Source organism: Pantoea sp. BAV 3049 (assembly GCF_009765445.1).
In the GTDB taxonomy this organism is placed as follows: Bacteria; Pseudomonadota; Gammaproteobacteria; order Enterobacterales; family Enterobacteriaceae; genus Erwinia.
Genome location: NZ_WHOY01000031.1, coordinates 4,080,023 through 4,092,601, shown reverse-complemented (window position 1 = coordinate 4,092,601; position 12,579 = coordinate 4,080,023). Strand labels below are relative to the sequence as shown.

Annotated in this window: 11 protein-coding genes and 5 pseudogenes; 5 read left to right on the top strand and 11 right to left on the bottom strand. The window is 48.6% G+C overall.

All coding sequences use genetic code 11. The features are described from left to right. From GSQ70_RS20245 to GSQ70_RS20235, 3 genes are all read left to right on the top strand, one after another. A partial coding sequence (locus tag GSQ70_RS20245) for a Tn3 family transposase (protein ID WP_158785396.1) occupies positions 1-2,620 on the top strand: 2,620 nt, incomplete at its 5' end. Positions 2,621-2,738: 118 nt separating this feature from the next. Continuing rightward, the gene (locus GSQ70_RS20240) at positions 2,739-3,320 is read left to right on the top strand and encodes a recombinase family protein (RefSeq protein WP_158784196.1); all 582 of its coding nucleotides are present in this window, start codon (positions 2,739-2,741) and stop codon (positions 3,318-3,320) included. Positions 3,321-3,385: 65 nt separating this feature from the next. Beyond that, complete coding sequence (locus tag GSQ70_RS20235; RefSeq protein ID WP_158784195.1) at positions 3,386-4,144, top strand: alpha/beta fold hydrolase; 759 nt, start codon at positions 3,386-3,388, stop codon at positions 4,142-4,144. Positions 4,145-4,325: 181 nt separating this feature from the next. Here GSQ70_RS20235 and GSQ70_RS20230 read toward each other — a convergent pair whose 3' ends face one another. From GSQ70_RS20230 to GSQ70_RS20205, 6 genes and pseudogenes are all read right to left on the bottom strand, one after another. Continuing rightward, positions 4,326-4,670: a DUF4225 domain-containing protein gene (locus GSQ70_RS20230; RefSeq protein ID WP_158784194.1), complete on the bottom strand. Its 345-nt coding sequence runs from the start codon at positions 4,668-4,670 to the stop codon at positions 4,326-4,328. Positions 4,671-4,754: 84 nt separating this feature from the next. After that, positions 4,755-5,453 (bottom strand): class I SAM-dependent methyltransferase, encoded by a 699-nt coding sequence (locus GSQ70_RS20225; RefSeq protein ID WP_158784193.1) that lies wholly within the window; start codon positions 5,451-5,453, stop codon positions 4,755-4,757. Positions 5,454-5,739: 286 nt separating this feature from the next. Beyond that, positions 5,740-7,134 (bottom strand): annotated as a pseudogene (locus GSQ70_RS20220) (ISKra4 family transposase). 32 nt (positions 7,135-7,166) lie between these two features. Further along, the gene (locus tag GSQ70_RS20215; protein WP_158784192.1) at positions 7,167-7,739 is read right to left on the bottom strand and encodes a recombinase family protein; all 573 of its coding nucleotides are present in this window, start codon (positions 7,737-7,739) and stop codon (positions 7,167-7,169) included. 136 nt (positions 7,740-7,875) lie between these two features. Then, positions 7,876-8,466, bottom strand: a complete 591-nt coding sequence (locus GSQ70_RS20210) for a plasmid pRiA4b ORF-3 family protein (protein ID WP_158784191.1) — start codon at positions 8,464-8,466, stop codon at positions 7,876-7,878. A gap of 92 nt (positions 8,467-8,558) precedes the next feature. Beyond that, positions 8,559-8,759, bottom strand: a pseudogene (locus GSQ70_RS20205) (transposase); the annotation flags it as partial. A gap of 98 nt (positions 8,760-8,857) precedes the next feature. Between GSQ70_RS20205 and GSQ70_RS20200 the strand changes: the two are divergent. Together GSQ70_RS20200 and GSQ70_RS20195 are read left to right on the top strand one after the other, a co-directional pair. Then, on the top strand, positions 8,858-9,007 hold the full coding sequence (locus GSQ70_RS20200) for a hypothetical protein (RefSeq protein ID WP_158784190.1): 150 nt from the start codon (positions 8,858-8,860) through the stop codon (positions 9,005-9,007). A gap of 175 nt (positions 9,008-9,182) precedes the next feature. Then, the gene (locus GSQ70_RS20195) at positions 9,183-9,962 is read left to right on the top strand and encodes a nucleotidyltransferase domain-containing protein (protein ID WP_158784189.1); all 780 of its coding nucleotides are present in this window, start codon (positions 9,183-9,185) and stop codon (positions 9,960-9,962) included. Between the two features lie 320 nt (positions 9,963-10,282). Here GSQ70_RS20195 and GSQ70_RS20190 read toward each other — a convergent pair whose 3' ends face one another. The 5 genes and pseudogenes from GSQ70_RS20190 to GSQ70_RS20170 form a co-directional block, all read right to left on the bottom strand. Beyond that, complete coding sequence (locus GSQ70_RS20190; RefSeq protein ID WP_158784188.1) at positions 10,283-10,498, bottom strand: MbeD family mobilization/exclusion protein; 216 nt, start codon at positions 10,496-10,498, stop codon at positions 10,283-10,285. A 6-nt stretch (positions 10,499-10,504) separates the two neighbouring features. After that, on the bottom strand, positions 10,505-11,002 hold the full coding sequence (locus tag GSQ70_RS20185; RefSeq protein WP_158784187.1) for an MbeB family mobilization protein: 498 nt from the start codon (positions 11,000-11,002) through the stop codon (positions 10,505-10,507). A gap of 34 nt (positions 11,003-11,036) precedes the next feature. Then, positions 11,037-11,417, bottom strand: a pseudogene (locus GSQ70_RS20180) (relaxase/mobilization nuclease domain-containing protein); the annotation flags it as partial. A 178-nt stretch (positions 11,418-11,595) separates the two neighbouring features. Beyond that, positions 11,596-11,715 (bottom strand): annotated as a pseudogene (locus tag GSQ70_RS20175) (IS5/IS1182 family transposase); the annotation flags it as partial. Positions 11,716-11,980: 265 nt separating this feature from the next. Then, positions 11,981-12,579 (bottom strand): annotated as a pseudogene (locus GSQ70_RS20170) (hypothetical protein); the annotation flags it as partial.

The window sequence follows — 12,579 nt, the reverse complement described above, 5'->3', positions numbered from 1 at the left end:
CGCACGACTCAGTGCCTGGTTAACCGAATTTATCCTCCCGTTAAATCCGCAGGCTATACACGGCAGCGAACTTGTTACTGACTGGTGTCAGGAGCAGCTAATTGAACGCCCAGCCGCCGAACACCTGGAGCGGATTATACGTTCAGCCGTACATCAGTTCGAAACAAAGCAACAAAATACCATATTTACCCGACTTTCACTCGACAGTAAGGTTGCCATCAATCATCTACTGTCAGCCGAAGAACCGGGCACTGCCAGAGTAAACGACGTCACACTCAGCGGCCTCAAAGCAGACCCGCGAAAGCCCAGTCTGGAGAATGTCCTTTCCGTCATCGCCCAGCTAAAATGTCTTGATAGTGTTGCATTACAGCCGAATATTTTTCAGGGAATATCCCCTAAATTCATCGTGCAGTTTCAACAACGTTGTTCCAGTGAATCGATCAGGGAGCTTCGTCGCCACCCTTCAGCGATCCGTTACAGCATGGTCGCTATGTTTTGCTGGCGTCGCCGCCAACAGCTGACCGATGCGTTGATTGAGATGTTGATGGTGTTGATCCATAACCTCGGCTCCCGGGCTGAAAAAAAGGTCGATAAAAAGCAGTTTGCGGCGTTTAAAAAAGTCAGGGGCAAGGCGCGTCTGCTGTTCCGCATGGCCGAGGCCACCGTTGACCAGCCGGACGGTGTCATAAAGGAAGTTGTCTATCCTGTGGTCTCACAGAAAATGCTGCAAAATCTGGTCGATGAATTCAAAACGCTGGGAGTGAATACCGAGCAGGAAGTCCATGAATCCATGCGTTCTTCTTACGGTAGCCACTATCGCAGGATGTTGATGCCGGTACTGGATCGGCTTGAGTTTCAGTCCGGCAATGCCCTGTATCGGCCCGTTATTGATGCTATCCAGATTATTAAGGAAAACAGGACCAGCAATCAGCATTTCTATGCGGTGGGTGATGTGCCTGTTGACGGTATTATTCAGAAAAAATGGCGGGATGTTGTCATCGTACAGAGTCAGTCCGGTGAAGAACGTATTAATCGCATCAACTATGAAATTTGTGTGTTACGGGCTTTACGCAAAAGCCTGCGCAACAAAGAAATATGGGTCACCGGCGCGGATCGTTATCGTGATCCGGCTGAAGATCTCCCAGCCGATTTTGCCACTAATCGCGCATATTATTATTCCCTGTTGCAGGCACCCACTGATGCGACAACCTTTATTAATCAGATCAAAGACAGGATGCGCCACTGGCTCGGTACGCTGAATAATGGCCTGCCGGATAATCCCAAACTTCGTATCAGAGAACAGGGGAAAAATCGTATCCATCTGACGCCACTGGATAAACAAACGGAGCCACCCAACACCGCAGCGCTGAAGCAGGAGATTGGCCAGCGCTGGGCCGATCTGGAGTTGATAGACATACTCAAGGAGGTGGATTTGCGGGAACATTTCTCGTTGCTATTTCGCACATCTGCCAGTCGGGAAGTGCTTGAGCCTGAGGTATTACAACGCCGCCTGTTGTTATGTCTGTTTGGCCTCGGAACGAATGTAGGGCTGAAGCGTATCGCCAGCCAGCAACCCCGTGTTAACTATGATGAATTGCGCTACGTTAAACGGCGGTTTATTCAGAAAAATACTTTACGCTCCGCAATTGCTCATATTGTGAACGGTATTTTCCGTATTCGTCAGCCCGCTATCTGGGGAAACGCGACGACATCCTGTGCGGCGGACTCCCGAAAGTTTGGGGCGTATGATCAGAATCTGATGACAGAATGGCATGCACGCTATGGCGGGCGCGGCGTGATGATTTACTGGCATGTCGATACGCACTCCACGTGTATTTATTCACAATTACGCCGTTGTTCTTCATCGGAGGTGGCCGCGATGATGGAAGGTGTTCTGCGCCACTGTACCGACATGGAAATCAATCACCAGTATGTGGACAGCCACGGACAAAGTGAGGTGGCCTTTGCGTTCAGTGATGTGCTGGGGTTCGATCTGTTGCCGCGTCTGAAAGCGATCGCCCGACAGAAACTGTATGTGTGTGAAAAGGAAGATGCCTCGTTGTACCCGCATCTTACGCCGATTTTAACCCGGGGAATCGACTGGGAGCTTATTGCACAACAGTATGACGAGATAATCAAATATACAGCGGCACTTAAAACCGGAACAGCAGAACCAGAGGCCATATTACGACGATTCACCCGCAATAACATTCAGCATCCAACCTATAAAGCACTCGCGGAGCTGGGTAAAGCGATTAAGACCATCTTCCTCTGCCGTTATTTGCAGGATGAGTCGCTGCGTTGCGAAATTAATGCGGGTCTCAACGTCGTGGAAAACTGGAACAGCGCCAATAATTTTATTTTTTATGGTGAACACGGAGAATTTACCAGCAACCGGCCTGCGGATCAGGAACTGTCGATGCTCTCTCTGCACCTGTTGCAAATCAGCCTAGTCTATATCAATACCCTGTTGATTCAGAATGTGCTGGCAGAGCCGGTCTGGCAGCAGCGAATGACAGAAGAGGACTGGCGTGGTCTGACACCATTGATATACCACCATGTTAATCCGTATGGTCGTATCGAGCTGAACATGGATCAACGACTGGCGCTGGCAGCCTGATGGTGTCCAGAACCGTTCGGTTTCGTACACGGGCTCTCAATACTGTACGAAACTAGGTGAAATTATTTTCGTACACGCGTTATGATTCGTACATCCTTTTCGGACGGAAATTTTCATCATGTCACGCGTTTTTGCCTACTGTCGTGTTTCCACACTGGAGCAGAACACGGAGAACCAGCGCAGGGAAATCGAAGCAGCCGGTTTTGCCGTCAAATCCCAGAGACTGATCGAAGAGCACATCAGTGGCTCCGTTGCCGCCAGTGAGCGGCCTGGATTTACCCGTCTGCGCGACAGAATGGAAAATGGCGATGTGCTGATTGTTACCAAACTTGATCGCCTCGGAAGAAATGCTATGGATGTCAGGAAAACGGTGGAGCAACTGGCTGCATCGGGCATCAGGGTTTACTGCCTGGCGTTGGGCGGCGTGGATCTGACCAGCCCGGCGGGGAAAATGACCATGCAGGTGATCTCGGCTGTCGCTGAGTTTGAGAAGGATCTGCTAATTGAGCGCACACACGCCGGTATTGCCAGGGCCCGGGCATCAGGGAAACGCTTTGGACGCCCCTCCGCGCTGAATGATGAACAGAAGAAATCGGTACTGGAACGGCTCAGCATGGGGATGACTGTGAGTGCCGTGGCCCGTGAGTTCAACACTACCCGACAAACCATTATGCGCCTGCGTGATAACAAGGTTACGTAACGTAATGCTTTCCGGTTCCTGAATGGAGTCCAGTTCAACAGTATGAATTAACAGAGGGATACAGCATGCAGAGTTTGTTTTCGTTAACCGCAGGAGCCAGCGTGCGTTGGCATGATTTACCAGGACAGGGTATTCCTGTTGTGTTTATTCACGGACTTGGGTGCGCTTCTTCTTATGAGTATCCCCGAATTGTTGCAGACCGGGCATTCGGCGGACGACGAGCCATACTGATAGACCTTCCCGGATATGGTTTCAGTGATAAACCTCGTGATTATGATTACAGCATTGCTCACCAGGCTGATGTTGTTATCGAAGTGGTGAACGCACTGGAGCTCACACAGTGCCATATCTATGGTCACAACATGGGGGGAAGTATTGCTATTGAAGTGGCCGAAAAATTACGTGAACGGGTGTGTAAACTGGTGGTTTCGGAACCTAATTTTCATGCGGGAGGTGGCGTATACAGCCGCCTTCTGGTGGAGAAACCAGAAGCTGAGTTTATCTCGCAAGTGTACGACCAGATACTGGCAAACCACACATCCCCCTGGAAAGGTTCGGCCCAAAATGCGGCCCCCTGTGCAATGTGGCGGGGAGCCAAAAGTCTGATTGATGGAACCTCTCCGTCATGGATGGATATCTTCCTCAACCTGCCCTGTTCGCGCACACTGATTTTTGGCGAACAGTCATTACCGGACAGCGACTTCCAGTATCTCAACCATAAGGGCATATCCGTAGCAATCGTACCAGATGCAGGACACTCTATGTCCTGGGAAAATCCATCGGCACTGGCCGTAGTGTTACATAAGGAATTTAGTGAGGGATAATCTTGGCTTAAAAAGTAGTTCTGGCGTGGGATAATTTCCAGGGGACTACTTAATCAGAGCAGATGTCGCATTTTGTAGCTTCGCTCCCATTACCCCACACTGGCGATTGTATTACCTTTTATATGGTATTTAACGCCAGCAAAACTTGCATACAAGTCATGGCGCTATCGCAGATTAACGGCTAATTCTGAATCGCGTCAGTGACAGACATAAGGTCAAATATGACCTTAGCTTTAACACCATAACCGGCAATTTTCATTGTGAGCTTTGGACGGCTCATGGTGCTGACTTTTCGGTAATAATCAGCGGGCAGATATCGGAATAAACGCCATGTTCCAGGGCGTCTGAACAGACCGAATATGCTATATGCATTTGCAGCAAGCGAGACTGATTTATAGATCCCCAGCCCGCTATTACGGCTGAACCCCATGAATTCAGCTGTGGACATTGCGGCATCAGCAACCAAACCTTCCGAGGTTTTGTTATTCATCGCGTCGTGCGCAATTTCTTTGCTTATGCCGTTCATGGTTAGGAGATTGAATCGCTACGTTCTCTTAAAGTATGCGCAACCGATTTATGGTTAAAAGTTGACCTTATCGTACACTATTTACTATCTCCAAACTGACCTTTTTAAAGGACTGTCTAAATTATCTATTTTATCCGTAGCGGTAAACACAGCGACAACTCCATGTTGCTGGATAGTTACTCTGGCAAAATAGCGTTCCAGAATGATCTTCAGATCCTCATAAGAATCTGCGAGGTTACAAAAAATTCCTTTTTTGTTATATATTTTCATTAAGTATCGTCCCAGTCCATTGTGTTCAACGCCCTTGCCTAAAATGGTCGCCCCATGAAGTGTGCCGTCAGACTTCAGGGCTTGTGAGGCATGTTCAATAGCCACTGTCTTTTTATGCATATTTCCACGCAAACAATGCAGAAGATAATACATTGAAACAGAATCATATTGTTCTTTCTCACTCTCTGGTAATTGTGTGAAGATGTCATGTTGTAAGGTATGATGTATGCGATGTGAACCGATACGTTGAGTGGCGGCCGTAAGGCTGTTTTGGTTTAGATCCATCAGGGTGATGTTATTAGAATTACCCCTGATATTGTCAATGTAATAACCCGTACCGACGCCAATATCTAAATGCTTTGCTGCCATATTTTGACGAAAGTGATTTAGAAGAATATTTTCAGTGTTGCAACCCCAAGCGTAATTATTGGAAATACCGAGCACCCAAAAATCATAAATTTTTAGAATGAGCGGGGAGTATATGCTAGCCCCCTTTTCGTTGCCAGAATCCATTCGTCTTCTCTCTTTCGTTTATTTAAATTTGGTGGCTACTATAAACGATAAATGAGTGAGCTTACAGTTTCTATTGGCATTTATCTTGGTTCGATTTAAGTATCCCTGTACCGAACCGCTTCAATCCGGTGCTGTTTAAGCCTCTCCGGCCCACTTTAAACGAACTGGTTTCGTTAAAGGACTTAAACAGCACTATGACCATATTTGTTCGTGCCTACCTCCGCGCCTCAACCAGTGAACAGGACGCCCAGCGAGGAGAGCATGAAAACCCTGGGGCAGTTGTGAGCTATGCTGCCATCGCACCGCCACTCTGTTCGTCTATCGTGCAACCGGGGTACCAGCTTGCAAATTTATCCTGCAGCTCGTTATTCAGAACAGCAGTACGGGTCTGTAGCAAATAATGCGCGCCTTTTCTGCTCCACTGCATCTGCTGCTTTTTGGCCATTCGCCTGGCGATCACTTCGTTGATCGTTGACTCTACAAACGCCGTTGAAACCAGCTCCCCGTACCGGCGCATTTCTCCGTAGTTTGGGATCATCATCTGATTGTTCCGTATGTAGGCATACATTTCATCCAGATGTTTTTGCAGAGATTTCAAATTGGTATAGCTAAGCTTTGGGTCATCACAGTACATACTGCAGTTATCAATATGTTCCAGTGCGGCGGCAACATTACCATGCCAGAGGTATCTTTTACTGCTTTCCAGAAGCGCCGAAACCTTGCTGCCCGTCTCCGGATCTGATGCCTGCAATCCCTTCGCATATTGCATTAACACCGTCAGCCGCATCGTGATATGAAACCAGTCAAGCACATGAGTTGACTCAGGATACATACCGAACTGCAATTCTCTAAGGTTATTCGCACCGTCGGATAAAAAGAATATCTGTTGGTTGGCCTGCATTCCCTGTGCAGAGAGATGCGCCATGAGTCGGCGTTCCGGATGGCAGTCGTCCTTCTGGACAAAACCAAAGCGCCGCGTGTCTGTTGGGGCACCGATAGAAAATGATTTACCGGCAATGATTTCAAAATTACGCTTTTTGTCATTCCGATCGCGAACATAACCCCCATCAATACCCACCACAAGCGGTTTTCTTGGTTTTGGCAGCTTTCCCCAGTCGCGGGGGCAGCCGGAAAGAAAACCGGCATGTGATTCTGCCTCTGCATCAAGGCGCTGTGCTACCTGACATAAGTGATTTCTCACCGTGGAGGCATTCAGGCCGTTACCCACAGGCAGAACATCTTTCAACAAACGGGTCGTCATTTCATACGAGATTAAGGAGGCCCAGCGGGTTTCTATTTACTTCAAGGCAGGATGAGTGTGATCGCCAGCCCAGTCACTGAGCAGACTGACAGTCTTTGTTGCATTTTCTTCGCAGCGACAGCGGTATACCCGGAGCCCCGATACGGGAGTAACACCAAACAGCGTCCGGTACTGTATTTTCTGCCGGCCTTTGATTCTGCGCGCCGCAAGGCAGTGAGGACACTGGATATGCTGGTGAGTATATTCGTCCGCCTGCTGCTGAACGACTGACTGCTGGACGGTACCCAGTAACTGCTTCGACTCTGCAACCGATAACCCAATATCATTCAGGGCATCTCCTGACTTCTGAAATGTCATCAGTTCTTCCGTTCGACTCGGGCCTGATTCATCAGTTATGACAATCTGGAGCGTTAATTTCATCTCTGCCTCCTGCGGTGGTGGGGATCTCCTGATTACTGGTTTTTCATCTGGTTGCGTATTTTATAGTAGGTGGAAACGCCAAGTCCCGCATGGGCGCAGGCGCTCCTAAGCCTGACGCCCCGGGTCCTGAGTGCGTCGATTTCCTGAATTTTTTTGATATCCGCGCAGGGACGCCCGGTTTTTTCTCCCCGTGCCTTTTTCGCCGCGATGCCGTCGGCCTGTCTTTCTTTCAATAATGCGCGTTCAAACTGACTGAATGCAGACATCATGTGCAGCTGTAGTTCCTGCATCGGATTGTTTGTGCCTGCGCTGAACGTAAGCTGCTCTTTCAGAAAAATAAGAGTAACGCCCTGGTCACGAAGGTGGGTTGTGACAGCGCACATATCCGACATATTCCGGCAAAGGCGATCGATGGAATGGACCAGAAGCGTATCGCCTGAGCGTAATTGCCCAAGGAGCTCCTGTAACCCGGGTCGATTCGTATCTTTCGCGCTGGCATGTTCAACACAAATTTTATCAGGCTGAAATCCCGCTTTTGACAAAGCTTCTTCCTGCCGGGCCGTATTTTGATCGACCGAGCTCACCCTGATGTAGGCATATTGCACTTAAAACCTCCGAAACATCTTCAAACCTTTCAGACATTTAGAGAATAATCCATAAATACAGGTTTTGGGAGGTTTATAGACGTTCTATCGGTGATCTGCGGGATATGTTAAAAACGTATACCTTTATAGACGCCGTTCAGCGACGATGACCCAGCCAGATCACCTGAGGTTCCAGCATCGGTGATGCAAGGTCGAGTTTGCTCAGCTGTCGGTTAATTTTATCGCGGTTAAACCGAACGGAATCCAGATCGTCGATAAAAGGTCTGATATCACCAATCGTTGCTGCATCATCTGCGTTGACTATTGCCTCTAGGAACGCCAGCGTCTTATCGGCTTCATCTTCAGCCGTTGCTCCGGGCATTCCATGACCGCTCATACAAAATGGCGTTTTCAGCGTAGAGTCTTCATGGACAGCTTCAACGCGAACATCATGTAGCCAGTGCTCAAAGAAATTGTATTCATAGGTAAAGCGATCACCAGCATCAAAAGCGAAATTGTCAATCACGAGCTGGAAGGGGTTATCTGGAAAACCGATGCCGCCCTCGTAGGATATACCGTAATCTTTGCCGTAAATATGAAACTGATGAAGGTGGTCGTCACCCCAACTCTGCACGCTCTGGAAAATAAAGTGAAGTGCGGCCAGTGAGGTATCAGCCGCGATTCTTAGCCGACGCCAGACCATAGGGCTAATACCACGCCCAGCGATTTTGATAACATAGATTTTCATCGCGGGATAACAAGCATGCTGACTAATGGATGCTGGTTATTCTAGCCCCAGCAAAAGACCTATTCGGTGATTGCCCCACGTTTTTTCACGCTCTCCTTGAGTCTGGCGTTCTCTTCCTCAAGCGACTTCAGTCGCTTAACCTCGGGCACCTCCATACCGCCATACTTCTTACGCCAGGTATAAAAGGTGGCGTCGGAAATGGCGTGCTTGCGGCAGAGCTCACGGGCAGAAACCCCGGCTTCAGCTTCGCGGAGGATACTGATGAGCTGTTCGTCGGAAAAACGCTTCTTCATGGGGATGTCCTCATGTGGCTTATGAAGACATTACTAACATCGCGGTGTATTAATCAACGGGGAGCAGGTCACTGGATCATATCTGGGAACAGGGTGCAGTGAATGATGAAGATATCGCACGTCTCTCACCGCTTTGCCACGGACATATCAATATGCTCGGCCATTATTCCTTCACGCTGGCAGAACTGGTGACGAAAGGGCATCTGCGGCCATTAAAAGAGGCGTCGGAGGAAGAAAACATTGCTTAACGTGAGTTTTCGTTCCACTGAGCGTCAGACCCCTCTTAGCGTAGGATATATTCCGTTTTCCAAGAGGACCCCGACTACGACTCTCCTCCGCAGATCTCAAGAAGATCCTTGTGGATTATCATGATATCCACAATAATTTAGTACCTTCATAAAGTCCTGTGGATATGGAAAATGTATGGCTGTCGATAGAAATGGCTACATAACTCGCCCCCGATTTAACGGGATACAACCTGAATATTCACATTTAATAGCTAATGTAATTTCAATCCTGAATGACGATTTTCCTGATTATATACATAGCCTGTATGTATATGGCAGCGTTGCAGAAGGTAAAGCAAAACTAGGCATATCCGACCTCGATATTACAGTTATATTTACCAGTGATGTGGACCCGATTACAGCGAAAAAACTGGATATCACACGATTAAAAATAGAGCGAAGCAACTCAATAGCCAGCAAAATTGACTTCGATTGCGCTTCACTAGAACAGGTGCTGAAAGCGGATAATCACCAAAGTTGGGGATACTGGTTAAAACATCATTGCACTTGCGTATTTGGTGAGGATTTAAGCAGGCGATTCGAACTTTTTAGACCATCACGATCGATTGCAATTGCCGTTAATGGCGACTTTATACCTGTACTTGAGAAGTACATAGAACAGTTAAGGTCTGAGACTGATATAAAGAAACAGCAACAATTACAGCGTGCAGCAGCAAGAAAAGTAATTAGAGCAACAAATATTCTCCGCAATGAATATGATAAAGACTGGCCTAGTACACTTCAGGAACATTGCGAAAAGATTAGACATCAATATCCTACCTTAGCTAAAGATATTGATTACTTGCTGACAATGGGGATTTCTCCTTGCGGTGAAACATCTTATTTCATTGAAAAAATTGAGTATTTCATGCGTTGGCTTGATGCTGAATTTTATAAAAAACAGCGTCACCAGTGACATTATCATTTACCATAACATCTCTTGGCCGCCCCGCGCCGGGCGGGTTCGGCGCGAATATGGTGCCTGCCGGGTAAAACCCGCAGCAAAGCACCCGGTAAACTGCCCCTTTTGCGTCCGGTAAATTTCCCCGGGTTGCATAGCCATGCAGCCGGGTGAATGACTCAGGCTTTCAGCGCAGATGTCCGCCGGAAGCCCCGTTTTATCCGGTTATCACAGTGAAGGGCCGTTATACGTCCGCTGCCGCTGTGATCGCTCCAGCTCCAGCGCTTTCTGATGCTGCGCCGCGCGCTCCTGCTGCTGACGCAGCTCGACGGCATTCAGCCGCTCGACAACCGGCGCAGATGCTCGCTCAAACTCTGCACCTGCCTGCTCAAGCCCGTAACGCGCTCGCTCAGCGCCGCGTTCTCCCGTTGCATAAGCCCAGATATCGTCCGCCATTCCGCGAAGGCGTTCTCCCACTCGTCCGGCCTTTTCGAGTAGTCCTGCTGTAGCTGCTCTAATGCGCTCAGCAACTGTTTTTCCAGCTCCGTCAAGATGCTCTACTCCCGTACCAGTCTGATGCCGATCTTCGTGCCGCTGTCGAACGTCCAGTTCGTGTTCGCTTTCACGCCCTCCGGCAGCATAAGAAAGCGCCCCTGGTTGTCTTCCTGGTACCTCACGCCCCATGTTCGCGCGTTCAGCTTCTCCAGTGTGTCCTTCTGCTCCCGGATGCTTGTGTAATTGTCGATCATCTGCTGCCCCTGACACCACAGAATGCCCGCGCTCGAGGCGATCAGCAGCGCGGAGACCAGGACGATCGTCAGCCACGTCCGGCTGACCATGTGCACCATCCCTTTCGTGCGCTGGCTCATGGCTGAGGACAGCTTCCGGTCGTAGTCGAGGATGGCGGCGCTGATTCTCTTCTCGCTTTCGCTCAGTTCCGCTCTGACAGACTTCTCGTGCTCGCTGAATGCGGCTTTCAGCATCTCGCCGGTAGTCTGCTGCTGCGCTTTCGATTTCTGCTCTAAGTCCTTCGCCAGCGTTAAAAGACTGTTCATAGATGGCTCCCTTCAGTCGGATGTTTCGCCCCCCGTCCGGGTGGGCAATGCTGATACTGCTTTTCGTGGTGCGCACCACCTCAAGACCTGCGCTTTCCAGCGCCTCAGTGACGTCCTGACGGGGTTTCAGCTCCCCGGAAGAGGCTAAGGCTAGTAACCCCCGTATAATCGCCTGAGCAGCTTCCTGCTTTACTTCCGGCAGCGCGGACGGCGTGACCAGCGCCCGCCGGTTCTCCGGCGCGTTCGGGTCGTGCAGCCCCAGACTGCCATTCACTATGGTCTGCCAGGCATCGATGTGTGGACGGTCGGCGCGGTCGTAATACGGCTGCAGTCGTTTTCCGGTCAGCAGCTCCGTGTTCGGGATCAGGAAGTTCAGCTCCAGCCGCCCCTTGTCCTGGTGCTCAACCCACAGCACGCTGTACTGCCAACCTTGCGTAGTGTCAGGCGTTAGAGAAGGGCAACACTTGCTCGTATCAAATGCCCTGGTATGCCTGGAACGAGTTAAATAGGATCTCTGCAAACGCTAAAAAAGGCATGAAGGTTTACGAAAAATAGTCTTAGCGTAGGATATTTTCCGTTTTCCAAGAGGACCCCAGCCAGAGCGTCAGGCTGCCGCGCTGTTTCAGACCGGCTTCATATTGCGGCCAGTTGGTGACGGTGTATTTTGCTTTTGGAATATGGTGTCGCTTTGTGGCGTTGTGTTTATGCGGCATCGTTAGCACATTTCAGAATGGACTGGCGCTGATGATAACGGTTTGGCCATCCGTGCACCAACGCCCCATAAATAATGAAATCTGTCTCGTTAGCCTTTAGATGATGAAAACGTAGCACCGGGACGAGGCAAAAACACCCCAAATGAGACAGAAAAACTGTCTCACCGGGCTGTCTGTTTTGGGTGTTCCCTTATTAGATTGTCGGGGCGAATCAATCTAGATATTTATGCATTGAGACAATTTGCGATGCTATATAATTGCATTCTTATGGTACGAAATGTAACGGTCTGTAAGGTTCACCGAAAAGTTTTAGCCTTAATCCTTTTTTTATTATTTGAGGTGGAGTAAAAATTGCAGAAGATAAATCTCTGTTCAATATAGCTGCAGAGTATTCACTAGGGTTAGTTGATATGTAATTTTTTATATAGAGTTTATTGACGTAACCTTTTACGTTCTTGTTAGTCCAAAAAGCTAATTTTTGAGCAAATGAATTACTACCTCCATCAGCAGAAAAACACATCAATAGACGAATGTTTTGAACGTCATCACTTATAATATTTTCTTTTTTCAATACCTTGGCCAATTCTTCTGCTTCCCAGAAATTACTTTTGTTCCTGATTGCCACATGAGCGATCTCATCTGAAGAATTAGCTATAAAATGGCCATGCCCGAGAATGTTTAATCTCTTCGATTTTTTGTAACTATCATAGAATGCTACAATGTTTTCAGACAATATATGATGCTCAGCAGGCTGCCCACCCATGCTTGTTATATTATGATCATTGTCTATCGAATATTTAACTGCTGTTCCTGATCGTCTAAGTATCTGCGAAACGCCTACCATCATACCAGCAACCCCGGTAA

Bases quoted from the DNA above. Each gene is read 5' to 3' on its own strand.
- GSQ70_RS20240 (WP_158784196.1), top strand. From the start codon at position 2,739: ATGTCACGCGTTTTTGCCTACTGTCGTGTTTCCACACTGGAGCAGAAC.
- GSQ70_RS20235 (WP_158784195.1), top strand. From the start codon at position 3,386: ATGCAGAGTTTGTTTTCGTTAACCGCAGGAGCCAGCGTGCGTTGGCAT.
- GSQ70_RS20230 (WP_158784194.1), bottom strand. From the start codon at position 4,670: ATGAACGGCATAAGCAAAGAAATTGCGCACGACGCGATGAATAACAAA.
- GSQ70_RS20225 (WP_158784193.1), bottom strand. From the start codon at position 5,453: ATGGATTCTGGCAACGAAAAGGGGGCTAGCATATACTCCCCGCTCATT.
- GSQ70_RS20210 (WP_158784191.1), bottom strand. From the start codon at position 8,466: ATGAAAATCTATGTTATCAAAATCGCTGGGCGTGGTATTAGCCCTATG.
- GSQ70_RS20195 (WP_158784189.1), top strand. From the start codon at position 9,183: ATGGCTGTCGATAGAAATGGCTACATAACTCGCCCCCGATTTAACGGG.
- GSQ70_RS20185 (WP_158784187.1), bottom strand. From the start codon at position 11,002: ATGAACAGTCTTTTAACGCTGGCGAAGGACTTAGAGCAGAAATCGAAA.